Annotated in this window: 19 protein-coding genes; 9 read left to right on the plus strand and 10 right to left on the minus strand. The window is 69.6% G+C overall.

All coding sequences use genetic code 11. The features are described from left to right. The first annotated feature begins 5 nt into the window (after positions 1–5). Both D7X99_RS23545 and D7X99_RS23550 read left to right on the plus strand, forming a co-directional pair. Positions 6–3,347, plus strand: a complete 3,342-nt coding sequence (locus D7X99_RS23545; RefSeq protein WP_121779740.1) for a P-loop NTPase fold protein — start codon at positions 6–8, stop codon at positions 3,345–3,347. 151 nt (positions 3,348–3,498) lie between these two features. Next, complete coding sequence (locus tag D7X99_RS23550; RefSeq protein WP_121779741.1) at positions 3,499–4,038, plus strand: MarR family transcriptional regulator; 540 nt, start codon at positions 3,499–3,501, stop codon at positions 4,036–4,038. Positions 4,039–4,044: 6 nt separating this feature from the next. Here D7X99_RS23550 and D7X99_RS23555 read toward each other — a convergent pair whose 3' ends face one another. Beyond that, the gene (locus D7X99_RS23555) at positions 4,045–5,757 is read right to left on the minus strand and encodes a carboxypeptidase regulatory-like domain-containing protein (protein WP_147476239.1); all 1,713 of its coding nucleotides are present in this window, start codon (positions 5,755–5,757) and stop codon (positions 4,045–4,047) included. Positions 5,758–5,763: 6 nt separating this feature from the next. Further along, positions 5,764–6,627, minus strand: a complete 864-nt coding sequence (locus tag D7X99_RS23560; RefSeq protein WP_121779743.1) for a deoxyribonuclease I — start codon at positions 6,625–6,627, stop codon at positions 5,764–5,766. Positions 6,628–6,844: 217 nt separating this feature from the next. On the opposite strand from D7X99_RS23560, the gene D7X99_RS23565 reads away from it, so the two are divergent. The 5 genes from D7X99_RS23565 to D7X99_RS23585 all read left to right on the plus strand — a co-directional run bounded on the left by D7X99_RS23565 (position 6,845) and on the right by D7X99_RS23585 (position 10,824). Next, the gene (locus D7X99_RS23565) at positions 6,845–7,441 is read left to right on the plus strand and encodes a hypothetical protein (protein ID WP_121779744.1); all 597 of its coding nucleotides are present in this window, start codon (positions 6,845–6,847) and stop codon (positions 7,439–7,441) included. 113 nt (positions 7,442–7,554) lie between these two features. Next, positions 7,555–8,199, plus strand: coding sequence for a hypothetical protein (locus tag D7X99_RS23570; protein ID WP_121779745.1), 645 nt, complete (start codon positions 7,555–7,557; stop codon positions 8,197–8,199). A gap of 129 nt (positions 8,200–8,328) precedes the next feature. Continuing rightward, positions 8,329–9,078, plus strand: a complete 750-nt coding sequence (locus tag D7X99_RS23575; RefSeq protein WP_121779746.1) for a putative metal-binding motif-containing protein — start codon at positions 8,329–8,331, stop codon at positions 9,076–9,078. Between the two features lie 112 nt (positions 9,079–9,190). Continuing rightward, entirely contained in the window at positions 9,191–10,159 is a 969-nt protein-coding gene (locus D7X99_RS23580; RefSeq protein WP_121779747.1) for an Ig-like domain-containing protein, read from the plus strand. Between the two features lie 128 nt (positions 10,160–10,287). Beyond that, positions 10,288–10,824 (plus strand): Uma2 family endonuclease, encoded by a 537-nt coding sequence (locus D7X99_RS23585; RefSeq protein ID WP_121779748.1) that lies wholly within the window; start codon positions 10,288–10,290, stop codon positions 10,822–10,824. Between the two features lies 1 nt (position 10,825). Here the strand turns inward: D7X99_RS23585 and D7X99_RS23590 are convergent, their stop codons facing one another. Further along, on the minus strand, positions 10,826–11,638 hold the full coding sequence (locus tag D7X99_RS23590; RefSeq protein WP_121779749.1) for a hypothetical protein: 813 nt from the start codon (positions 11,636–11,638) through the stop codon (positions 10,826–10,828). Then, positions 11,635–14,100 carry a TonB-dependent receptor gene (locus D7X99_RS23595; RefSeq protein WP_121779757.1) on the minus strand — a complete coding sequence of 822 codons (2,466 nt, stop codon included), beginning with the start codon at positions 14,098–14,100 and terminating at the stop codon, positions 11,635–11,637. Before D7X99_RS23595 ends, D7X99_RS23590 begins: the two co-directional genes overlap by 4 nt. A 117-nt stretch (positions 14,101–14,217) precedes the next feature. Here D7X99_RS23595 and D7X99_RS23600 point away from each other — a divergent pair, with 117 nt between their 5' ends. Then, on the plus strand, positions 14,218–15,105 hold the full coding sequence (locus D7X99_RS23600; protein ID WP_121779750.1) for a hypothetical protein: 888 nt from the start codon (positions 14,218–14,220) through the stop codon (positions 15,103–15,105). A 37-nt stretch (positions 15,106–15,142) separates the two neighbouring features. On the opposite strand, the gene trxA is transcribed toward D7X99_RS23600, so the two are convergent. The 5 genes from trxA to D7X99_RS23625 all read right to left on the minus strand — a co-directional run bounded on the left by trxA (position 15,143) and on the right by D7X99_RS23625 (position 20,054). Beyond that, complete coding sequence (gene trxA / locus D7X99_RS23605; RefSeq protein WP_121779751.1) at positions 15,143–15,526, minus strand: thioredoxin; 384 nt, start codon at positions 15,524–15,526, stop codon at positions 15,143–15,145. Positions 15,527–15,535: 9 nt separating this feature from the next. Continuing rightward, the gene (locus tag D7X99_RS23610) at positions 15,536–15,859 is read right to left on the minus strand and encodes an FKBP-type peptidyl-prolyl cis-trans isomerase (protein ID WP_120595922.1); all 324 of its coding nucleotides are present in this window, start codon (positions 15,857–15,859) and stop codon (positions 15,536–15,538) included. A 168-nt stretch (positions 15,860–16,027) separates the two neighbouring features. Beyond that, entirely contained in the window at positions 16,028–17,176 is a 1,149-nt protein-coding gene (locus tag D7X99_RS23615; RefSeq protein WP_169831358.1) for a hypothetical protein, read from the minus strand. Positions 17,177–17,377: 201 nt separating this feature from the next. Next, a complete protein-coding gene (gene nadE / locus D7X99_RS23620) occupies positions 17,378–19,270 on the minus strand; it encodes an NAD(+) synthase (RefSeq protein WP_121779753.1) in 1,893 nt (630 codons plus the stop codon). A 127-nt stretch (positions 19,271–19,397) separates the two neighbouring features. Further along, a complete protein-coding gene (locus tag D7X99_RS23625; RefSeq protein ID WP_121779754.1) occupies positions 19,398–20,054 on the minus strand; it encodes an LON peptidase substrate-binding domain-containing protein in 657 nt (218 codons plus the stop codon). Between the two features lie 116 nt (positions 20,055–20,170). Between D7X99_RS23625 and D7X99_RS23630 the strand changes: the two genes are divergently transcribed. Continuing rightward, on the plus strand, positions 20,171–20,761 hold the full coding sequence (locus tag D7X99_RS23630; RefSeq protein ID WP_121779755.1) for a YqaA family protein: 591 nt from the start codon (positions 20,171–20,173) through the stop codon (positions 20,759–20,761). Positions 20,762–20,767: 6 nt separating this feature from the next. Here D7X99_RS23630 and D7X99_RS23635 read toward each other — a convergent pair. Beyond that, the coding region (locus D7X99_RS23635; protein ID WP_121779756.1) for an ATP-binding protein at positions 20,768–22,847 on the minus strand (2,080 nt) is incomplete at its 5' end.

A 22,847-nucleotide genomic window follows, 5' to 3' on the forward strand; every position in this document is an offset into this window, starting at 1 on the left:
CCGGGATGACCGCCAAGGAATCCCGCTGGCAAGCAATGGCGACGTTGCTGGCGCCTGGATTGGCGATCACCACCGACCACGCCCTTCCCGACGGTGTTTCTCGCCTCTTCGTCAACACGGCAGGAAGGCGAGCGGCTTCCGCAACAGCCCGCATCATAGGGCGTGATCCACAGAGAGACCTTGCGCTCTTGGAGTTAGTGCACCAGGACGGTGTCTTCGTACATCCCCTAGCGCCGAGCCTTCGGCTCCCGCAGGTCGGAGTGAACTGGCAGTCCCATGGGCTCTTCGAAGAGCTGACTCAATTCACACAGCCGTTCTCGGGAGTTGTCGATCTAGTCGAGAACAGCGGCCTGTTGATTCTGAAAGTCGACGGTTCACTTCCCGAAGCCGGAAGCAGTGGGTCCCCCATCGTCTCCGAGGGTCGCCTCATTGGCGTTCTTCGTTCTTCCTACACGTCCACCACTTCGCCACCGCGGTGCATCGCAATCCCCACGACTTGGCTCAGGGAAAGCCATCTCTGGCCACTCATCGAAAAGCACCTCGCACTTGACGATGAAAAAGCAGCATCGTTCCCGCATAGGCCTACCGACCAGAGGTGGTTCGAGCGGCTGTCACCTTCCGCGCGACAGGTCGTCTCGGTCGCGGATGCCATGCGTCAGGCCGTCCAGTCCCCCTGGTACAAGATCCTCCTGGAGTACCTCGTCACCGCGCTCGCGGAAGAAGCAGGCGGTCCCCTCCCTGGGCTGATGCAGCGCCAAGGCATCTCCCTGGACGAACTGAGGGCTGGCATCCGCAAGGAGAGCCGCACCGACATTCCTCCCAACGGGAGCTACAAGGTCTCCGCGCTCAACGAGCCTCCAGAGCTTTCATCCTACGCGCGCGAAGCCCTGGACCTCGCCGCGAAGGCAGCCGACACCCAACGCTCGGATCACATCGAGAGCACCCACCTGCTCCACGGAATCCTCTCCGTTACAGAGAGTCCGCTGGTCCAGGCGATGGCGGCCATGGGCCTGAGCCGGGAACTCATCGCCTCCGCGCCCATCGATGCGCCGATCCTCGCGGGCTTCAGCTCGGATGGCCATAAGGGCACCGACCGCTTGAACCTCACCTCGGAAGTGCAGGCCCTGGTGTCCGTCCTGGCCGCCAGCGACGTGGTTCCTCCGTTGTCCCTGGGCCTCTTCGGCGACTGGGGTAGCGGCAAGAGCTTCTTCATGCACCAGTTGGAGCAGTCCATCGGCGACGTCGCGAAGACAGCGGCTCCGGGGTACTGCAAGGACATCGTCCAGATCCGCTTCAACGCCTGGAGCTACATCGACACGCAGAACCTCTGGGCCAGCCTGGCCTCGGAGATCTTCAAACAGCTCGCCGAGAAGGTCTCCAGCGGTGACCCCGTCACCGCCGCCACGAAACGTGCCCAGCTTCTCGCGGCCACGGACAGCTCGCGCAACGTGCTGGCCGAGGCTGAGCAGCAGAAGGAAGCCATCGAGACCAGCCTCCAACAAAGCGAGGAGCTGATCCAGAAGCTGGAAAACGAGGAGGCCAACCTTCGCGCGGACCTCCGTGAAGTGAAACTGAGTCGGACCACCCTCCAGAGCATCCTGGAAGCCTCGGGGCTCCAGAAGCAGGCCGAGAAGATTTCCGAGGAGCTTCAACTGCCCCTGAAGCAGGCGCTGACTCCCGAGGGAATCGAACAACTCCGAGAGTTGCGCGATGTGTCCGGGCGGCTCCGAGCCTACTGGCGTGCGCTATGGGAAAGGCCTCCAGGAGAGCGTCAGCGTGCCCTGCTCCTGTTGTTCATATGCCTGAGCATCCCTGTCCTGGCAGTACTGGCCACGCCGTTCCTCACACGTGCTTGGCACGTCATGTCCGCGCTGCTCAGTGCTGTCAGCCTCGTGGGGTTCTGGAAACAGATCCAGCCCTTCCTTGAAGCGGCGAAGACAGCGGCAAAGAAACTGGAGACCGCATGGGACAAAGCCAACACACAAATCGAGGAGACGAAGCAGACCCGGCGCCAGAAATTGGAAGAGAAGCGCACCGCACTCTCGAAGCAATTGAATGAGGCCCGGAAGTCCGTGGATGAAGCCACCACCGCGCTGCACAACGCGGAAGCCAAGCTCGATGCCCTGCGCGCGGACCGGAAGGTGTCCGAATTCATCCGCAATCGGCACCAGAGCACGGACTACACCCAGCACCTGGGCGTCCTTGCCCGTGCCCAACACGACTTTGAAGAGCTCACCAAACTGATCAAGAAGGCACGCGAGGAGGGCCCAAGTGACCCCTCCAAGCGGGAGAAGGACCCAAGTGTCCCCCCCAAGCTGCCGCGCATCGACCGCATCATCCTCTACATCGACGACCTGGACCGCTGCCCGGAGGACAAGGTCGTCGAGGTGCTCCAGGCCGTCCACCTCCTCCTCGCCTTCGAGCTGTTCGTCGTCGTGGTTGGCGTGGATTCACGCTGGCTGCTGCACTCCCTCCAGCAGAACTCCAAGGTCTTCCAGTCCTCGCTCCTGAAGGACAGCGGCATGTCCACCGAGGAGCAGCACCACTGGCAGTCCACGCCGCTCAATTACCTGGAGAAGATCTTCCAGATTCCCTACGCCCTGCGCAGCATGGAACCGGAAGGCTTCGGCTCCCTCATCGATGACCTGACCGGTACCACCGCCGAAGCGCCTCCGGCCACCGTCCAGGCACCCGTGCAAGAAGTCACCGAGGCCGCCGGAGCGCCAGAGTCCCCTTCAACGCCCAAGGCCATCGTCAGCGAAGCAGCCCCTCATTCCAGCACCGAACCCAAGCGCACGAGCGAACCACCCCCTCCGCCTCCAGCGCCGCTCCTGCTGAGCATCACGGACGAGGAGCGCCGCTACATGAAGTCGCTGCATGGCTTCATCCCCTCGCCCCGCGCCGCCAAGCGCTTCGTCAACACCTACCGGCTGCTGCACGCGTCCCTCCCCGCGAGCGAACGGGCCGCGTTCGTCGGCGGCCCGGAGCACCCCGGCGAATACCGGTACGCCCTGCTCCTACTGGCGATGATCATCGGCCACCCGGCGGAAGCCACGCGGATGCTCGCGCTGCTGGTGGAACAGGAGCCTCCCGGTTCATGGTGGACCTTCGTCACGGCATGCGTTCACCAAGAGTCCGGACACGGCACGTCGCCGGATCGCTGGGCGGAGCTGGGCGCTCACCTGGAACAACTCCAGACCCAACACGTCCTCCCAGAGAACCTCTCCTGTGACGCCCTCGTGAAGTGGGCACCGAGGGTCGCGCGCTACTCCTTCCAGGCGCGCTCGGTGCTTCTGGCCCGCCGGAAGAAGACGCCCTCCCCGAACCTCACCCTGGCCCATGGCTGAGCGCCCCGCGAAAAATCCCGGTCAGAAACCAGATCGATATGTCCGTCACGTATTTCCGTTGATGACTTCGCGGGCTCCTCGAGCCCGCGGGATGCCGGATGCGTCGCACGCGGGGCCGGACGCGGCGCTTGCTCACGGCAGGGAGGGGTGCATGACGGAGCTCTCGGCGGAGGTGCGCGTGCAGGTGGCGCGTTGGCGGAATCTCCTCGTGGACGCGGCCCGCTGCGGCGCGCTGGAGAGTCCCCTGGACGTCCTGAGCCATCCCCACTGGGAGCCTCGGGAACTCCAGGCGATCTGGTGGCTGCGCTCGGAGAGCCTGCTTCCCGTGGGTGTGCTCGCGACGCGCCTGGGGGGCCTGGCCATGCCGCGCCTGAGCCGTCTGGTGGACCGGCTGGAGGACGGCGGCCTCGTGCGGCGGGAGCGCTCGGTGCGGCATGACCGCCGGCGCGTGCGCGTGCGCCTCACCGACGCGGGCCGCGCGCTCGCGGATCAACTCGATGCGCAGGTGCAGGCACGCATGGCGCAGCGGCTGGCCCCGCTCCAGGGCGAGACGCGCAGCGCGCTGATGGACGTCCTGGAGCTGTGGGTGCAGGCCCTGACCGTCCAGGCCCGCACCGCCGAGGAAGTCGCCGAGGAGAACGCCGAGCTGGCCAACGCCCCCGACGAGCTTCTAGCGGCGTCGGCCGCCTGACGCACCCTACAGCCGCACCTCCACGACGCCCGAGCGGAGGCAGGGTTCCGCTCCGTCGCCCTCCCATTCATTCCCCGCGCCCTGCACGAACATCGGCAGCACATCCGAGGTCACTGTGCCCAACCGCCAGTGCCCAGCGCTGTCCGTCTCTCCGCGCATGGGCGGCATCGAGCGGTACTTCCCGCCCACCATCACCAGGGCTCCCGCCACGGGACGTCCTTGATGGGTGACATGGACCTCACAGGAGGAGCCGGAGGAAGGCGCTGGCGACAGCCGCACGTCCACGCTCGTGTCGTCCGCGCCCATCCGCGCCACACTGCTGGGCCGTGACGCATAGGGCGCTGACGCGACCTGGACGCGGTAGGTCCCGGGCTCCAGCAGGGACACCGCCATGCCGTCCTCCTCCGGAACGAACTCCCGCGAAGGCACCGCGCTCCACAGGCCCTGCGCGTCGCGACGCTCCAGCAGGTACACCGGATAGGGCGGCACCACGCGCTCCTTCAACTGCGCTCGCGTGAAGCCATCCATCCGGACGACCAACCACCGGTACAACGGCACGCGCCACTCGACGTCCACCACGCCCTGCATCTCCTCCGTTGGCGTGAAGTCGAAGTCCCACATCGAAGGCGCCGCCGGACGGCCTTCCTCCTTCAGTCCCCGATAGACGTTGAAGCGCGTCGCTCGCCATGCCGGCACGTCGGGGATCGTGAATCGCCCGTCCGCGTCCACCGGCTCCTCTCCGCCCGGCCAGCTCACCATCCGCCCACCGGACCGGGACGTGTTCCCCAGCAGAACCCGTCCGCGAAGGGTCACCGCGCGGCTCAGGCCTTCGGGGAACAGCCTCGCCACGTCCAGCGTCACCGGGGTCACGGTGCCTTCACGCAGGCGCACCTCGACCGGGCCACCCTCCCGCCCCGAGGGCGCGCGCAACCACAGCCGCACCGCGCGGTCCGGAGGCAGCGGCGCCAGGCGCGTGTCCGCGTCCGGGCTCAGCGGCACCGGCCTGCCATTCACGAGCGCCCATCCCAGGTCCGGGTTCACCACTGCCAGCACGGGCTGAAGGGCGCTGGCCCGCTCGGCGTCGTGCGGATCCACGTCGCGCTCGATGCGCACGGAGAACGTGCCCTCCATGTTCCGCGCACCGTCCAGCCGGATGCTCACGCCCGTAGGCCGGTTCGCTCTCAGCACGCCCGCGTTCAACGTGCCCGTCTTCGGCAAAGAGCCCGGCACGAAGTCCGCCCACCAGAAGGTCCCGTCCGGTTCGAACGCGACCACCTGGTAGCGCGGCGCGGGCGGCACGGCGACGGGCCCCACCACGCCTCCCTGCGACGAAGCGGTGGCCGGCGCTCTCATCCACTCGCGCACGTTGGCCAGGTCCTCCAGTCTCGAAGGCCCCACCAGGCTGATCGCCTTCTGCCGCTTCTCCTCCTCCCACCACCCCTCGTCCCCTTCGATGATGTACGCCGCGCCCACGCGAGCCTCGCCTGCGAACGGATGCGCGCCCTCCAGCGTCGCCGTCAGCCACAGGCCCGCGTCCACGGCAGCCGCGGCCTCCACCCGAGGAGCCACCTCCGGCACACCGGCGTCCTCGACACTCACGGACACGGGAGGTGACGGCGGCACCAGCGGCGGCGCAGGCTCGGGACGCAACAACATCCACAAGCCCACGCCCAGCAGCACCGCCACCAGCATCCCGCCCAGGACCCGCTTCAAGCGCATGCGGCGTCAGTCCGTGTCGCTGTTGGAGTACAGGGACAGCCACACCGGCGCGTGGTCCGACAGCCGGGTGACGTAGTCCAGCGGGTTCGCGATGTAATCACGGCCCGTGCTGGAGAACTCCGTCACGTACGTGTCCTGCATCCAGAAGTGGTCGTACGCGTTGGCGTAGCCCCCGGACGAGTTCATGGTGGTGGCCACGTCCAGCTTGCACGTCACCGCGGGCGTCAGGCCCTTCAGCTGGCTCCAGGACGCGTGGGTGCAGGCCATGTTGTGGTCGCCCACGAGGATGACGTCCTGGTCCGTGGTGCTGGCGGACTGCACGGACGCGAACACGCCGTCGATGGCCTGCGCCTCCAGCGTGCGGTCCGCCGCCGTGCCCCACACCGCGTGCCAGTTGAGGAACGTGTAGTCCGCGCCCGTGGGCACGTGGCGCACCTTCACCACCTGCGGCTCGCGCTCGAACAGGTCTCCCGTGTCCGTCCACACCGTGGAGGACAGCAGCGACACCGTGTCCGTCCGGTACAGCACCGCGTAGTGCTCCTTGTAGGACGACCGGCCGATGAGCGGCGTCACCACCGCCGTCCACGACACCCCGGAGACCTGCGTCAGGTTCGTCGCGATGGCCGTCGCCGCGGACGCGTCCATCACCTCCTGGAGGAACACCAGGTCACAGCCATTGTTCGAGTTGCTGTTCGCACCGAACTGGTTCCACAGCTGCTTCGCGTCATCCAGGTAGGTCTGCTCGGCCGCCCACCCCTCGTGGCGGAGGTTCCAGCTCACCACCCGGAGATACGAGCCCGCCTGCGCCAACGCGGGGAGCACCAGCACGGACAACACCAGGACGCGCGACAAGAAGGACGGCCCTCTCATTTCACGGCACCTCCAGCCCTGCGGGAGAAAAGCGCCCCATCTTCGGCATGCCAGCGCCCCAGGACCAGCCCTCCTTCGTGGAATCAAGGTCACATCCCACCCCGCACGACACTCCCCGGACACCTCCCATTAAATGCAACTTGATTGCATGTGACTCCAAGTGGCACTTATTGCGGGCCCTGCCTTCACCCGCGGTACCCACCCAAGGAGTCCCCATATGTTGAAGCATCCCCATGCCCTGTTCGCCGCTGGCGCTGTCTTCCTGCTCGCCGGCTGCGGTACCGAAGAAGCCCCCGCCCCGGAGTCGCAAGCCCCCGTCACCCAGCAGTCGGAGCTGCTCGCCGCCTGCGAGGACACGGAGGAACTGGCGGAGGTCGCCGAGCACTCCTGCATCCACGCCGAATACGGTCCCTTCGAGTCCGTCACCGCCGCGCCCCATGGCGGCCCGTCCTTCGTGGACGTGAGCGTGGGGCACACCGCGTACAACGTCACCCTGCCGGCCATCAGCTACCGGAAGTGGACGCTGGGCTACGCGGGCTCCGTCATCTTCACCCCGGAAGAGTCCACCGAGTACGCCTTCCTCACCTCCGGCTACCGCGCCGTCCGCGTCTTCAACGCGGCCACGAATGAGGAGGTCGGCCTCGAGTGCCGCTACCACGTCCCGCAGGAGGTCTGCGGCAACCTGCGCACCGCCGTCACGGCCGACCTGGAGGGCGGCGTGGACTACCGCCTGGACTTCGCGGCCGTCGCTCCCCAGCCCGCCACGTTCCTCCTCGTCGTCGAGGAGACGGGCCACGACCACCACGAAGAGTAGGCCCGCGTGAGTGAAGGCCCGTGGACACCTCCAAGGCCCACGGGCCTCCCCAACATCCAAAAACTTCTGTATCTCAATTGCATCTACACCACGGATTCCAATGAGGCAGCCCCATGCGCACCCCGTTTCCAGCCCTCCTCCTGGCCGGCGGCCTCGCGGTCCTGACCGCCTGCGGCGGCGACGACGCATCGCCCGGCCCGGACGACACGCCCCAGGAGCAGGGCGACCCATGCGCCCCCAACGGCCACATCCACCGCGAGCCTGAGGGCGACTGGTGCCACTGCAACCGGGGCTACCTGGCCAGCGAAGAGGGCCTGTCGTGCGTGGCGGACCCGGACTACGTGCCGCGCACGGACTTCGACTTCGGGGACAACGGCGAGCACGCCTGCTGGCACGTCACCAACGGCCCCTTCGCCACCGTCACCGCGTCGCCGGAGCGGCAGCCGCGCGTGGATGACTTCCACACGCACTACACCGTCCAGCTGCGCCCGGAGAACGGCCAGTCCGTGGGCACCTTCAGCTTCAAGGCCTGGGCGAGCGGTGACTTCATCCTCTACCTGAGCACGCCCGACGTGGCCGTCACCGTGAAGGAAGGCGAGCGCGTCGTGGAGCCCATGGGCACCCAGGCCACGGGCGGCTTCTGCGACGGCCTGAAGCAGATGGTCGGCTACGAGCTGACGGACAAGGTCCAGTACACCGTCACCTTCGGTCCCACCGCGAACACCGGGCTGGGGCTCGTCATCGAACACCTCCAGTGATGGGCTGAATCGCACCAGGCCTTATTGCAACCAAGTTGCATTTACGGCATGAGTGAGTCACCGGACGCACCGGCGGCTTCCTGGCCGCCTGGCACCCCGCCGCGCCCGGCATCCCGAAAGGAAACACCCATGTTGAAGATGAAGCGCATCGCGCTGGGCGCGTTGTTGTCGCTCGGCCTGACGGCCTGCGGACCGATGGAGGAGGCGCCGGAGGCTTCCTTCGAGGCGCGGGATGCACAGGAGTTGGAGGCCGGTTGCACTTCGCTGGGCACGGGCATCACCACGCACGCGTGCACCCACTCCGGCAACCCCACGGACCACGTGTCCGTCACGGCGAGCGCCACGCGCGTCACCAGCGCGCCCGCCATCAGCACGAAGCACAAGGCCTATGACCTGACGCTGCCGTCCGGCGCCGAGGGCTCCGTGACGTACGTACCGGCCACCACCGGCTCATACGCGTTCTACCGGACGCAGAACGTGGCCTTCACCGTCGTCAACGGCGCCACCAGCGCCACGGTGCCCTCCGCGCTGACGCATAGCGTGTCGTCCTCGGGATGCTCGCTCACGCACGTGTCCGTCTACGACCTGACGGCGGGCACGACGTACATCCTCGCGGCGGGGCCGGCGTCCGGCGACGCGCTCACCGTGGTGCCGGAGTTCCTCAACGACACGCGCACGCGCTACTACCAGGACGCGGACGGTGACGGGTACGGCAACAACGCCACGTCCGTCCTCACCGCGTGCACGCCGCCCTCCGGCTACACGACGCAGCGCTTCGACTGCAACGACACGCCGGGCTCCGGCGCCAGCATCAACCCGGGCGCCACTGAAATCTGTGGCAACGGCATCGATGACAACTGCGACGGGCTGCAGTGCTGACCGCCGTCCCCTGACGCGGGCCTGAGCCGGTCCGCTCCCGCGCCGGAGCATCTCACCTCGGAACGGTGCTCCGGCGCGGGCCTTTCCCCGCATGCATGAAGGACTCCCCTCGATGCGTCTCTCCTCCGCCACCTTCCTGTTCGCCACCTGTGCCGCCCTCGCGCTGAGCGGCTGCGATGACGACGCCCCCATCGTCACGCCAGACGCCGGCCTCCCGACGGACGCGGGCTCCGATGCGGGCACCGGCACCGACGCGGGCACGACCGCGTCCACCGCCACCGTCACCACCTCCCGTCCGTCCGAGGGCGAGACGGACGTCTACCCACTGGAGATGTACCTGGACGCGTCCGGACAGACGCCGGTCATCGCCTTCCGCAAGGTGCTGATGCTCACCTTCAGCGAGCCCATGGACCCGTCCGCCGCCCAGGTCACGCTGCACGACCGCACGGACACCACCGCCCCGGCCCGCGTCCTCACCGGCACCTGGTCCGAGGACGCGCGCACGCTCACCGTCACCGTGCCGCGCACCGAGGAGAGCACCCGGCCGCTGGAGGTCTCCACGCACCACGCCCTGGCGCTGGACGCGCTGAAGGACGCGGCCGGACGCGCGCTGTCACCAGCCACCGTGGGGCTGGGCGGCGACACCGCGCTGGACTTCACCACCGGCGAGCGGGACCCGGAGCTGGAGCACGCGTGCACGCACACGCTCGTCAACACACCGGAGGCGGTCACCGCGGGCCGCACGCCCTTCGACTTCCCGCCTGACACGCACACCGGACACGCGCGCTACGACGTCACCCTGCGCCCGGGTGAGGCGGGCTTCGGTGGCTACACGGGCTTCATCTCCGACCCGGAGAACGCCGAGCACGTCACGCTCTACCTGAACCAGCAGGTCCCCACGAAGGTCACCAACGACACGGCGGGGACGGACGTGGCGTCGGTGCTCGCCCCCGCGCGGTTCATCTGCGCCGGCATCACGCACACGGTGACGTTCACGTCGGAGCCGGGGGATCAGATCCACCTGTTCCAGTTCGGTCCCGTGGCCTCGGAGCACATCCAGTTCGTGCTGGAGCGCGAATAGCAATCCCCCTCAGCCCGAGGGGAGGGCGTGCGTCCACCAGGACAAGGTGGGCCACCCCGCCGGTCCAATGCCGCGTGAAGGTCTGCCCGCTACGGTGACGGTATCTCTCGGATCCGGAGGCCTACCGCATGCGCCACGCCGCTCCCCGAAGGACGCTCGCCCCTCACGAGGAAGTGCAGACGTTGCCCCACTACCTGGTGGGCGAAGCACTGGATGGCATCCTCTACGTCTCGTCGCCGCCCATCGCGCGCAAGCAGGGCATGACGCCGCTCATGGGACGCGCGCCGGAGGGCTGGTGGTGGACCTCCGAGCCCCGGCTGCTGTTGGGCGAGGACGTGCTCGTCCCGGACCTGGCGGGCTGGATGAGCGGACGGCCGCCGACACTGCCGGATGGCTCGTTCATCGACCGCGTGCCGGATTGGGTCTGCGAGGTGCTTTCGCCCGCCACCGCGAAGCTGGACCTGACCATCAAGCTGCCGCGCTACGCCCGCGCGGGCATCCGCAACGCGTGGATCATCAACCCCGTGCACCGCGTGGTGGAGGTGTTCCGCCAGGACCATGAGCGCTGGGTGCTGCTGAACACCTTCGTGAGCGAGGACCGCGTGCGCGCCGACCCCTTCGGCAAGGCGGACCTGGTGCTGGCGCCGTTCTGGACGCAGGTGTGAATCACGCCGCGGGTTCCCACGCGCCCGTGAACGCGTCGAAGCGGCGCACGTTGACGCTCAGCGCCCGGTACACCTGGGTGTCCGTCCCCACGTCCACCGGCGTCCCATCCGCGGGCACCGTCAGCCGCTCGAAGCGCGCGCCGGTGAACCAGCGGTGCGGCTGCGGCTCCAGGACGAAGAGGCCCTCGTCATCCAGGTCCACCTCGATGGGCACGAAGTCCACGCGCTGGAGCTCCACGGGCGGCGGGAAGTCCATCGCGACGCGGAAGGGCACGCGTGCCGAGTCCTGGGTCGCGACGCCCTCCAGGAACAAGGAGCGCCCCTGCATCACGTCCGCCTCCGCTCCCAGGGCGCTCGACGGCGGCTGGAGCAGCAGCGACAGCGACCGCGCCATGCCCGCGATGCCAGGGGAGCGCCCCAACACGCGCGCCTGCCCTGCGTCCGCGAGCAGGTCGAAGACCACCTCGCGGTCCCACTCGCCCAGCACGCGACCTCCGGAGAAGAAGTCCCCTTCGTGCGCGTGCGCGGTGGGCAGCAGCACGTCTCCCAGGCGGCGCAACAGGGCCTGGGGCTGGAGGGGCGAGGCCTTCTCGAACAGATAGATGGGCCCCAGCACCAGGCGCGCGGTGGTGAGCGTCACGCGCCAGTCGGTGTCGGTCGTGAAGGCGCCGACGGTGGACTCACCGGACGCGAGCGCCGTGCGCAGCCCCATGCGGAAGGTGATGCTCCGACCTCCAGTGCCGGACAGGCCACAGCCCGCCGCGAGCGCTCCGCCCAACATCCACGTGAAGGCACGACGCGAGTAGTGCTTCATGGCCGGTCCTCCTGGAGGTCCAGGTACACGGTGAGGGTGCCGCGCACGGTGCGAGGTGCACCGGCGGAGAAGTGGCGCGTGGCCAGCAGGGACGCGGGCGCGTCGGGGCCGCGGAAGTTGGACACATAGTTGAACTCGGACTCCCGCCAGCGCGCGTCCAGCAGGTTCTCCACCGACAGGCCCAGCTCCACGGCGCGCCAGCGCGCGCGGGCCGCCACGTCGAAGAGGAAGATGGACTCGCTGTAGCGATCCAACGGCAGGGGCTTGGGCCCGATGGCGCTGTGCCCCAGCGCCACGCTCCACCCCACCGGCTGCCGGGCCACGGTGGCCGTGCCCCGCCAAGACGCATCCACGCGCCCCAGCACCTGCGGGATGTACGGCAACACCGCGCCGTCCCACATCCTCCATGAGGGCGCCCCGGGCAGCGGCTGCGTCGCGCGGGCCCACGCGAGGCTCGCCTGCACGTCCAGGTGTTGCTCCCACTGGAAGCGCGCGCTGCCGAACGCGCCCAGCCGCTGCGACGGGCCAATGGGCTGGTTGCGCCCCGTCGTCTCGCTGAACACCAGGTCCAGCGACACGCGCGTGGCGAACACGGCGCTCCGCAGCTCCAGCGACGACGGACCGTCGCCCCACCGCCAGCCCAGGCCCGTCTCCCCGGACGTCACTCGCGCGTAGGGCGCGAACTCCGCGTCGGACAGGCCCGCCGCGTCGCTGGAGCGCGCCCCCAGGCCCGCGCTGGTCAACCACGTGAGGCGCGGCGTCAGGCGCACCTCCGCGCTGGCGCGAGGGCTGGCGAAGAAGCCGTAGGCCTCCACGGACTCCTCCGGGATGCGAGCCCCCTGCCGGTCCTCCGCCGGCCGGTTCAGGTCCTCCACGCCGAACAGGAACGTGTCCACGCGCACGCCGCCGCGCAGCGTGAGCCACTCCAGCGGCGCGCCTCGCAAGGACAGGTATGCGCCCAGGTTCGTCACGCGCACCTGGTTGTCGAACACGGTGGCGTAGGGCGCGCCGCCCTTGTCGCGCAGGCGCCGCGCGCGGGTGTGCACGTTGTCGTAGCGGGCCACGTAGCCCAGCTCCACCGGCTGCGGCTGGCCCCACCAGATGAGGCCCGGCGTGTAGCGGCCGCGCAGGCCCACGGTGGTGCCCTGATAGGACTGCTCCGTGTTGTCGCCGCGCTGGGCCTCGCCGATGGGAGGCGTATCCTGGAGGAAGCCGGTGAAGTTCTCGCGGCTGCGCATCCGCCGGGCGATGGCGAAGGCCTGCTGTACGAAGCGGCCTCCGCGCTCCAACCGGGACGTCAGCTCCACGGAGGCGATGTGGCGCTGGCTCGCGCCGCCCTGGTTCGGGTCGTAGAGGCAGAAGAACTGCGAGTCCGCGTCCGGCTCACACGGCAGCCGAGCGTCCACGACGTCCGTCTCCCGCACCACGCCCGCGGAGCCATAGCGCGCGCCGTAGCTCGCGCCGAACAGGCGCAGCTTCGTCTCCGGGCCCAGGCGCAGCTCCGTCTGGGCCATCAGGCCCGCGTTCGCGTATGCGCGGTTGGGACCGAAGCCGTGCCCCTGGCGCAGCAGCACGCCGACGAAGGTGGCGGCGGTGGACTCGGGCGGGCCCCACACCAGGGACAGCCGGCGCGACGCGAACCCGCCGTAGCTGGCGGACGCGGTGATGCCCCGCTGCTCCAACCCCAGCTGGTACTCCACGGTGCCCGCGACGCCGAAGTCGCCCTGGGATGGATCATACGGACCCTCCGTCACGCGCAGGGACTGCACCAGCTCCGGGATGATGAAGTACGTGTCCGCGTAGCCGTGACCGTGGGCGTTGGAGACCTCGTTGAGGGGCACCCCATCCAGGCGGATCTCCACGTCCTTGCCTTCGCCCGCGTCGAAGCCGCGCAGGTAGACGGTCTCCGCGTGCCCTTCCCCGCCGTGGTTGGCCAGCATCACCCCCGGCGCCAGCAGCATCAGGTCCGTGGCTGAATTGCGAGGCACGTCCGCCAGCTGCCCCACCGTGATGTGGAAGTCCCCCACGGCGACCGGAGGCGGCGCTGCGGACTGCCCACGCACCGTGGTGGAGAACGCGGGTGGCTCCGGCTTCGGAGGGGGCGCGGGCTCCTCCACCTCCACCTCCACCACAGGCGACAGGGCCACCGGCTCGAACATCACCGGCACGTCCACCCGCACCTCCAGCGGCTCTTCTCCCTGGCGCGCAGGCTCGAAGCGCCAGCGCAGGGCCGCCGCCATCGCGGCCCGGTCGAACGCGGTGCCCCCGGACTCCTGGACCTCCACCTGGGACACCTCTCCCCCACTGTCGATGGTCAGCCGCAGCAGCACCCGCACGGCCTCCGTCAACGGCGGGACGTCCGCCGGCATCACGGGCGGTGGTGCCTCCACGGGAACGGGCGGCGTCACGGGCGCTTCGGGCGACGCGCTCAACAGCCAGAGCACCAGCGTCGGGATGAACACGGGCAACGACCTCGGCCTTCGGGGTCCACCCGGCACGGGCAGCCTTTCCAACGGCCGTCCGTGGATATCGCAACCCAGACTTGACTTGCAACATAGTTACAAATACCAACCGGATGCATGAACCGACGAAGCAAGTGGACCCGGGGTCTGCTGCCAGGCGCGCTGGCGCTCATGGCCTCCGGCTGCGGTGACGCCGTGGCGCGGGGCGACGTGCGGGTGTCGTTGAGCGGCGGGGACGGCACGCAGCGCGGCTACGCGGATCACCTCTTCCAGGACGGCTGGTCCGTGCAGTTCACGAAGTACCTGGTGTCCCTGGGCGACTTCACCCTCACGTCCGCGGCCGGCGACGTGCACGCGACGACGGAGCACCTGCTGGTGGACGTGCAGAAGGGGGACGTGCCGCTCACCGGCCTCACGGGCCTGGAGGCGGGGCGCTACGGCGTGGCCTTCCGCGTGAGCCCCCCGGAGGCACGCACCGTGGCGGGCACGTCCGTGTCCGCGGAGGACCTGACGATGATGCGCGAGCGCGGCTTCAGCTACTTCGTGGAGGGCCGCGCGCAGAACCGCGACCCCACGCTGGGCCTCTACACCTTCCGCATGGGCTTCCCCGTCGACGCGCGGATGGTGGACTGCATCAACGGCGTGGACGGCACCCAGGGCATCGTCGTGCCGGAGAGCTCCATGGCGGAGGCGGAGGTCACCATCCACGCCGAGCACATGTTCTACGACCGGCTGGGCACCCACCGCGGCGTGCAGCTGCGCTTCGAGGCCATCGCCGCCACCGCGGACGCGAACCACGCCATCACGCCAGAGGGACTGGCGTCCCAGGACCTGCTCGACCTGCGCGGGCTGGACGGCGGCGAGCTGCGCGACGCCCAGGGCCAGCCTGTCGTCTACCAGCCCGGCGCCTACGCCCTTCGCACGCTCCAGGAGTTCGTCACCCAGAGCATCGTGGATCAGGCGCACCTCAACGGCGGCGGCGTCTGCACCGTCGCCGCGCCGTAGGGCCTCCCCGTCACGCGGGAAGGCCCCGGCGGAGGCGTCAGGCCTTGGGCGCTTCCTTCGCGGCGCGCTGCTCTTCGACCTCGCGCCGCACGTCATCCATGTTCAGCCCGCGGACCTGCCGGAGCAGATCCTCCAGCGCCGCCGCCGGCATCGCGCCCGGCTGCTCGAACAGGAGGATGCCGTCCCGGAACACCATCAGCGTGGGGATGGAGCGGATCTCGAAAGCACCGGACAGCTCCGGCTGCGCGTCGGTGTCGATCTTCCCGAACACGACGTCCGCGTGCTTGTTGGAGGTGCTCTCGAAGATGGGCGCGAACGCGCGGCAGGGACCACACCAGGTCGCCCACCAGTCCAGGATGACGATGCCGCTCTTGCCCACCGTCTCCTTGAAATTGTCCTTCGTGATTTCGAGCGTCGCCATGAAGTCCTCCTACCGAACGTCCAACAGCTCCACCTCGAACAAGAGGGTGGCGTTGGGGGGAATCACACCGGCCGCGCCGCGCGAGCCGTAGCCCAGCTCCGGCGGGATGGTGAGCTTGCGGACGCCGCCCACCTTCATGCCCGCGACGCCCTGGTCCCAGCCCTGGATGACCTGGCCCGCGCCCAGCCCGAAGGTGAAGCCCTGACCGCGGTCCCGGCTGCTGTCGAACTTCTTGCCGTCCGTGAGGGTGCCCACGTAGTGCACCGTCACCCGCTTGCCAGCGACCGCTTCCGTCCCGGTCCCGACCTTCACGTCTTCCACTCCCAAGCTCATGCCAGGCTCCTCCTCAAGGCGGGAATCCGCCGTGGAAAGATGCGCACTCTAATGCCGGACGCAGCCTCCCGCCTCCCTGAATGCCCAGCCCCGGACCGGAATAAAGTGACGGCGGGGCTCCGGATGATTCCGGACACCCCGCCGTCAGCTCCTGCCACGGACCTCAGGTCAGAACGTGCCACCCACGTTCAGCGTGGTCGTGTAGCTACCACCGCCCGACGGGTCGCTGCCGCCCGGAGCGATGTCCGGAGCGAACTGCTTGTCGAACAGGAAGTTGTAGTAGCCACGCAGGTCCGCGGTGAAGTGGCCGAAGTGGCCGCGCACGCCCACGCCCGCCGGGACGTTGCCCACGGTGTCGTCGCTGTAGCCGAGCGCCTCACCGCCGCGGAAGTGGTAGTTGCTGATGCCGATGCCGCCCAGCAGGTACGGCTGCACCGCCGTCGGCGTGATGGCGAGCGTCAGGGCCGCCTGGCCACCGTTGCGCACCAGGTCCGGGCCGGTATCCGCGCCCAAGGAGCCGGCGTTCTTGATGTTGTTCAAGGCGCCGGAGTAGCCGACTTCGACACCCAGCACGGACGTCGGCTTGAGCGACGCCGTCACGGCCGCGGAGGGACCGGGGGCGAGCTGCGGAGCCAGGGCGCCGGTGTAGCCTTCCACACCGCCACCGATGAGGAGCGTCAGGCCCCTCTTGGCGTTCTTGCTCTTCTTCTCCACCTCCAGCGGCTGCACTTCCTCATTGGCTGACGCCGAGGGCTGGTAGCTCGTGGGAGGCGGCGTGGTCACTCCGCTGCCGCCCGTGGCCTCATGGCCGTACGGCGCGCTCTCGCTCTGGCTCATGCCGCCGCTGCTCGTGCCGGACGGAGGCGGAGGCGGAGCAGGAGGCGCCGCCGCGGGAGGCGGCGCCGGGGGAGGCGGCGCGATCGGTTCGTTCTGCGGCATGGTGCCGCTGGAGCCACTGCCGCCCACCCCTTGCGGGTTCACCGGCTCGCAGCGCATCGGCGTGTTCAGGTAGACCACGCCGCTGCCACCGGAGCTGCTCAGGCCCTGGTCGCTGGTGCCCGGGTGCTTGCTGCTCTTCGAGGAGTCATCGAGCGACCCGCTGCCGCCCGTGCCCTGAAGCGATTCATCCACCGGCGCCTCCTCGATGAGGAGGTCCTCCTCCTGGACCCCACCCTGAGAGGATTGCGACGTCGTGTCCTTGTGCTGCTGGTCCTTGGGGACAGCGGCCTGCCCTGGAGGGCAATCCTTCTCCGCCGCACCCGCGCCCGTCCCATACATGAGCGCCGCGATGGCGCCCGCCAGAATCTTCGCTTTCATCCAACCCTCCATCGTCGACTGACTGACATGAAGGTTGTCTTGAGCGGGACATCCGGCAAGCCTTGCCCGGGCGGTCAAAGACAGCTGACCTGCCCGCCTGCCCCCCAGGGGGCAAGGCGTGGTTTCAGAGCCACTTCACGGGGACGGAGGGCTCGGACGCCTCCCCGTCCACCGTCAAAGACAGACGTCAATAGACGTCCGTCACGCTTCGCGCAGCCAGGCCGAACCGGTGACGACAGGCAATTGCAATGCGCGCTCGCGGTCCAGGTCCAGGTTGCCGATGTGCAGCGACAGCGGCGCCTGCACCCACTTGTAGATGGACTGATGGAACAGGCGCACGAAGCGGTCCACGTACCCGCCCAGCCGGTCCGCATCCACCTCCGGGAACATCGCGGTGAGCGCCGTGCGCATCTCCGACGGGGTGAGCTTCTCGCCCGCGTGCAGGTAGAAGCACGCGTCCAGGATGGGGAAGGGCATGAGCTCCTCCTCACCCACCTGATCATGCGCCAGCTCCGGACCGGCGGGCTTGGCGAGCACCTTGCGGATGCCCTCGTAGCCGGTGGTCTCCTGCAGGTAGTCCAGCAGGTACATCACCACCGTCTTGGGCACGTTGGCGATGACCGCGAGCGCGCCCATCAGGTCGCCGCCGATGGTGGTGTAGCCCACGGACTTCTCGCTCATGTTGCCCGTCTGAAGGAACAGGCCGCCGCAGGAGTTGCTCCAGTTCCACATGCGCTGGGCGCGGATGCGGGCCTGGATGTTCTGCTCGGTGATGGGGGTGAGCTTCGTTTCGCCCAGCATCGTCTGGGCGGCGGCCTTCTCCCGCTCGAAGGCCTCTTCGATGGAGACCACCTGGAAGGGCACGCCCAATTCGCGCGCGATGGTCTCCGCCGCGTCACGCGTCTGCTGACTGGAGTACGGGCTGGGCATGTAGAACGCCTGGATGAGCGAGCCCGGGTTGTCCGGCCGCGCGCGCTTCGCGTACCGGTGCGCGATGAGCAGCGTGAGCAGCGAGTCCCGTCCGCCCGACAGCGCGATGCCGAACAGCTTGAAGGCGCGCGTCTTCTCGAAGTAGTCGCCCACGCCCAGCGACAGCGCGTCCAGGATGTCCTCGCACAGCGCCACGCGCGCGGTGCGGCGGGTGTCCGGCGCGGGCAGGAAGAAGCTGCGGTGCGCGGGCACGGGGTACGTCAGCTTCTGGCGCTGCGTCTTCACCGCCTGCGTGCAGTCCAGGGTGGGCACCTTCCTGCCACCGGCCGTCACCCAGTCCTCGCGGTCCACGCGCCAGGTGGTGTTCTCCGTGCGCAGGCGCAGCGTGCGGTCCAGGTCCACCACGGCGGAGCTGAAGCCCTGCTGGAAGCGCGGCGTCTCCAGCACGTGGCGGCCGTTCTGGTTGATGAAGCCGCCGCCGTCGAAGATGAGGCCGTCGTTGCTGCCCACCGCGTTCGCGTACGCGATGGTCACCTGGTGGTCGGACGCGCGCGTGGCGATGAGCTCGCGGCGCGTCTCCCAGAAGCCCAGCCGGAAGGGGGACGCGGACAGGTTCACCACCAGCTCGCCGCCGGAGTACGCGCGCCGGCGCATGGGGCCGTCCGCGCTCCAGATGTCCTCGCACACCTCCGGCGCCAGCGTGCCGAAGTCGAACTGGAAGAGGGAGTCACCCAGCGGCACGCCCCGGTGCGTCTCCGCCATGCCCGGCTGGCCGTGGCCGAAGGTGCGGCCCTCGTAGAAGACGTTGTACGTGGGCAGCTTCTCCTTCGGCACCAGGCCCAGCACCTTGCCGCCCGCCACCACCGCCGCACAGTTGAGGCGCACGCCCTGGTGGGCCACGCCCACGCCCAGGATGCTCACCAAGGGCAGCGCCGCGGTCTCCTTCGCGAAGCGCTCCAGCTGCGGCCACTGGTGGTCGATGAAGCCCTGCCACTGGACCAGGTCCTCCGCGGGGTAGCCGGCAATCACTTGTTCGGGGAAGACGCCCAGCGTGACGTCGTCCGCCGCCATCTTCCTCGCCAGGTCCAGCACCCGGTCGGTGTTCGCCTGGAAGGCGCCCACGGTGGTGTTGACGCTGGCGATGCCAATCTTCACGAGCCGCATGGTGCGTCGCTCTCCCTCAAGAAGGCGTGACGCCCCTGAGCAATGCGCGCATGGGGGGGCCAGGGCAAGCGGATGATGCGGCCTTGGGGCCCCGGGGCGTTCAGTTCCCCCGCCGGGAGGGCCGGAGCTAGTTCAGCGGTCCGCTGGGGCGCACCGGCTGCAACTGGCTCAAGAGGTCGCTCACGTCCACCAGCACCTGCTCCAGGCGGCGGCGCACGTCCAGCTCGCCCAGCAGCTCCTGCCGCCGTCCGGGCTCCGGCACCAGCGCGGACGCCACCACGTCCGCCAGCATGCCCCCACCGGCGCGCGCGGCCACCGGCATCAGGCTCTCCGCGAACGAGGGCGGCACCCTGCCCGCCAGCTCGAAGACGGCCTGGCGCAGCTGCTCCTCCTCCGGCCCGGTGTAGAGCGGATCCGCCAGCACCTGGGCGCGCACCTGACGGTAGAGCGTGTCCGGAGACAGCTCCTTCACCATCCGCACCCGGCTGACGCCCTGCAGGAGGATGTTGTAGCGCCCGTCCTCCACCTGTTCGTCCCAGACGATGACGCCCGCGCACATCAGGGGTTGCAGCGGCGGACGACCCTCGTAGTTGCCCTCCCAGCCCGGCTCCAGCTGGCCCAGCGCCAGCACCCGGTCCGTGGCGAGGGCGTCCTTCACCAGCGCCCGGTAGCGCGGCTCGAAGATGTGCAGGGGAATCACGGTGTGCGGGAACAGGACCGCCGACGGCAGGGGAAACACCTTCAGCGCACCGGCGGCGCGTTCCACGGTTTCTTGTGCGGTCATGGTCACCCTTCCCGTGTGTAAGCCCCCGGGGCATGGGGCGCATTCCTATCAAGCAGGCATCCGGGCCCGGGGTACCGGTGGCAAGGGCCCCGGGTTCCGCTAGGGTGCGCCCCCGAATGTCCTCTACCGAGCCTTCCCCCCAGACCTCCCCGGCCTCCCCGGCCGCTGACGCCCCGAAGCTGTCCTGGTACCGCCGGTTGTACCAGCGCGTGGAGGCCGCCTCCTCCACCCCGCATGCGCTCGCCACGATGATGGCGGTGTCGGTGGTGGATGGTTCCGTCTTCCCCATCCCGCCCTTCGCGGTGCTGGTCCCCATGGTACTGGCCCAGCCGAAGAAGTGGGTGCGCTACTGCCTGCTGGGCACCCTGGCGAGCCTGGTGGGCGGCCTCATCGGCTACGGGCTGGGGGCGTTCGTGGGCGAGGGCATCACCCAGTTGCTGCACATCGACCTGGACGTGCGCGTGGACCGCTTCGGCGTGTCCGGCACGGTGGGCGAGCTCCTGGGGCGCAACTTCTGGGTGCTGGCGCTGCTGTGCTCCGTCCTGCCCACGCCGTTCAAGATCGTCGCCATCGGCAGCGGCCTGGTGTCGGTGCCGCTGGAGCGCTTCCTGCTGGCGTCCGTCATCGGCCGTTCGGTGCGCTTCTTCCTGGTGGGCAGCGTGGTGCGCTTCTTCGGCCCCACCGCCCGCAAGTGGCTGCGCGTCTGAGGTGACTCAGAGGGCCTGGCCGCGGCGCGTGCCGCCCACCGCGCCACGCGCCGCCACCTTGGAGGGGCTGCCCTCCAGCACCTCCTCCACCGTGGACAGCAGCACGTCCGGGCGCACCGGCTTCTCCAGCACCCGGAGGGCCACCGTCTCCACGAACGCGCGCGCCTCCGGCGATGACGCTCCGCCGGAGATGAACACCATCCGCGACGCCAGCGCGGGCGCCTCCTGCTGGAGCCACCGATACACGGCGATGCCGTCCATGCCCGGCATCTGAAGGTCGCACAGCACCACGTCGAAGGACTCGCCCGCGGCCACCTTCGCCAGCGCGTCCTCTCCGCGCGTGACGGTGACGACCTCGTGGCCAGGCTCCAGGAGCAGGCGCATGGACTGCGCCAGCCGGGGCTCGTCGTCCACGATGAGCACCCGCCCGCGCCGCCCGGAGGCCGCCGGCGCTGGAGCCTCCTCGTCGCGCGCCACCGCGTGCAGCGACGGCGGACTCCCCGCGCTCTGCACCGGCGCGGGCGGCAGGAGCAGCGTGAAGGTGGCGCCCTGGCCCGGCACGCTGTGCACGCTCAGGTCGCCTCCGTGCATGCGGACGATCTGCTGACAGATGGCGAGCCCCAGGCCGGTGCCCTCGTCGCTCCCCTTGGTGGTGAAGAACGGGTCGAAGATGCGCGGCAGCACGTCCGGCGGGATGCCGCCGCCCGTGTCCTCCACCTCCACGCGCGCATGGCCGGACGCGTCCGTGCGGGTGCGCACGCGCACCTCGTGGCGGCCGGGGTCTCCATCCGGGATGGCCTGCAGGGCGTTCACCAGCAGGTTGAGCAGCACCTGCCCCAACCGCGCCTCGCTGCCCAGCACGCGCGGCACCGGCCCGAAGTCCTCCACCAGCCGCGCGCGCGAGCGTAGGGCGTGCAGCACCACGCGCACCGCGGGCGGCACCAGCGCGTTCAGGTCCACCAGGCCGCGCTCCGGCGCGTCCTCGCGGCTGAACACCTGCAGGTCCCGGACGATGAGGCGGATGCGCTCCGCGCCCTCCTGGGCCCCGCGCACGCTGGCGAGCGCGTCGCGCACGCCTGACGGAGCCTGCGCCCCTTCCGCCGCGAGGTTCCTGCGAGCGGCCTCCAGGTTCAGCGCCAGGTAGGCCAGCGGGTTGTTGATTTCATGGCCCACGCCCGCGGCGAGCGTGCCCACGGCCGCCACGCGCTCGGCGGCCACCAGCCGCGCCTGCAGCTCCTTGGTCGCGGTGACGTCGCGGTGGGTCGCCACGAAGTGCGTCACGGCCTGGCCGTTGGCGCGCACCGGGGACAGCTGCATCTCGCTCCACACCCGCGTGCCGTCCGGCCGCGTCAGCACCACCTCCGCGCGCAGCGAACGCTCCTCGCGCAGCGCCTCCAACAGCCGCTGCCGGTCCCCGCCGTCCGCGGACGCCAGCAGCTCCCCGGGCGCCGCGCCGACGAGCTCCTCGCGCCGCCGGCCCACCAGCGCGCACAGGGCCTCGTTGACGAAGACGGTGTGGAGGCCGCCCGACTCGCGCACCTCACAGATGAGCACGCCCTCGTGCACCGCGCGCACGGTGGTGGCCAACAACTCCAGCAGCTCCACCGCCTGGCGGCGCTCCGCGCGCGCCGCCGCGAGCAGCAGGCCCGTCAGCGCGGTGATGCCGATGAAGAGCTGCAGCACCACCAGCCCCCGGTGCGGCAGGTCCACCGTGAAGAACGGGCCCAGCTCCCGCGCCGTGCCGGCGATGGCCGCCAGCGCGATGGAGAGGGAGGACAGCGCCGCCCCCCGCTGCCCGAAGCCCAGGGCCGCCCAGGCCATCAGCGGGAAGAGCAGGAACGTCATCGCGTGCGCCGCGCCGGAGCCCGGCCGAGGGAAGGCGAAGACGCCCACGCACACCATGACCGTCAGCGCCGTGAGCAGCAGCGCCTCCCACGAGCGAGCCATGCGCCGCGGCCTGCGCAAGAGCAGCACCGGCGTCACCAGCAGCATGCCCAGCAGGTCCGCCATCCACCACAGCCAGCCGGAAGCGCCCCACTGCGCGGAGGGCACCACCCCGCCCAGCACGAGCCCCAGCGTGCCCAGC

Source organism: Corallococcus sp. AB032C (assembly GCF_003668935.1).
Taxonomy (GTDB): domain Bacteria; phylum Myxococcota; class Myxococcia; order Myxococcales; family Myxococcaceae; genus Corallococcus; species Corallococcus exiguus.

What these genes read in the sequence shown, in the direction of transcription:
- D7X99_RS23545 (WP_121779740.1), top strand. Translation starts at nt 6, where the DNA reads ATGACCGCCAAGGAATCCCGCTGGCAAGCAATGGCGACGTTGCTGGCG.
- D7X99_RS23550 (WP_121779741.1), top strand. Translation starts at nt 3,499, where the DNA reads ATGACGGAGCTCTCGGCGGAGGTGCGCGTGCAGGTGGCGCGTTGGCGG.
- D7X99_RS23555 (WP_147476239.1), bottom strand. Translation starts at nt 5,757, where the DNA reads ATGCGCTTGAAGCGGGTCCTGGGCGGGATGCTGGTGGCGGTGCTGCTG.
- D7X99_RS23560 (WP_121779743.1), bottom strand. Translation starts at nt 6,627, where the DNA reads ATGAGAGGGCCGTCCTTCTTGTCGCGCGTCCTGGTGTTGTCCGTGCTG.
- D7X99_RS23565 (WP_121779744.1), top strand. Translation starts at nt 6,845, where the DNA reads ATGTTGAAGCATCCCCATGCCCTGTTCGCCGCTGGCGCTGTCTTCCTG.
- D7X99_RS23570 (WP_121779745.1), top strand. Translation starts at nt 7,555, where the DNA reads ATGCGCACCCCGTTTCCAGCCCTCCTCCTGGCCGGCGGCCTCGCGGTC.
- D7X99_RS23575 (WP_121779746.1), top strand. Translation starts at nt 8,329, where the DNA reads ATGTTGAAGATGAAGCGCATCGCGCTGGGCGCGTTGTTGTCGCTCGGC.
- D7X99_RS23580 (WP_121779747.1), top strand. Translation starts at nt 9,191, where the DNA reads ATGCGTCTCTCCTCCGCCACCTTCCTGTTCGCCACCTGTGCCGCCCTC.
- D7X99_RS23585 (WP_121779748.1), top strand. Translation starts at nt 10,288, where the DNA reads ATGCGCCACGCCGCTCCCCGAAGGACGCTCGCCCCTCACGAGGAAGTG.
- D7X99_RS23590 (WP_121779749.1), bottom strand. Translation starts at nt 11,638, where the DNA reads ATGAAGCACTACTCGCGTCGTGCCTTCACGTGGATGTTGGGCGGAGCG.
- D7X99_RS23600 (WP_121779750.1), top strand. Translation starts at nt 14,218, where the DNA reads ATGAACCGACGAAGCAAGTGGACCCGGGGTCTGCTGCCAGGCGCGCTG.
- trxA (WP_121779751.1), bottom strand. Translation starts at nt 15,526, where the DNA reads ATGGCGACGCTCGAAATCACGAAGGACAATTTCAAGGAGACGGTGGGC.
- D7X99_RS23610 (WP_120595922.1), bottom strand. Translation starts at nt 15,859, where the DNA reads ATGAGCTTGGGAGTGGAAGACGTGAAGGTCGGGACCGGGACGGAAGCG.
- D7X99_RS23615 (WP_169831358.1), bottom strand. Translation starts at nt 17,176, where the DNA reads ATGAAAGCGAAGATTCTGGCGGGCGCCATCGCGGCGCTCATGTATGGG.
- nadE (WP_121779753.1), bottom strand. Translation starts at nt 19,270, where the DNA reads ATGCGGCTCGTGAAGATTGGCATCGCCAGCGTCAACACCACCGTGGGC.
- D7X99_RS23625 (WP_121779754.1), bottom strand. Translation starts at nt 20,054, where the DNA reads ATGACCGCACAAGAAACCGTGGAACGCGCCGCCGGTGCGCTGAAGGTG.
- D7X99_RS23630 (WP_121779755.1), top strand. Translation starts at nt 20,171, where the DNA reads ATGTCCTCTACCGAGCCTTCCCCCCAGACCTCCCCGGCCTCCCCGGCC.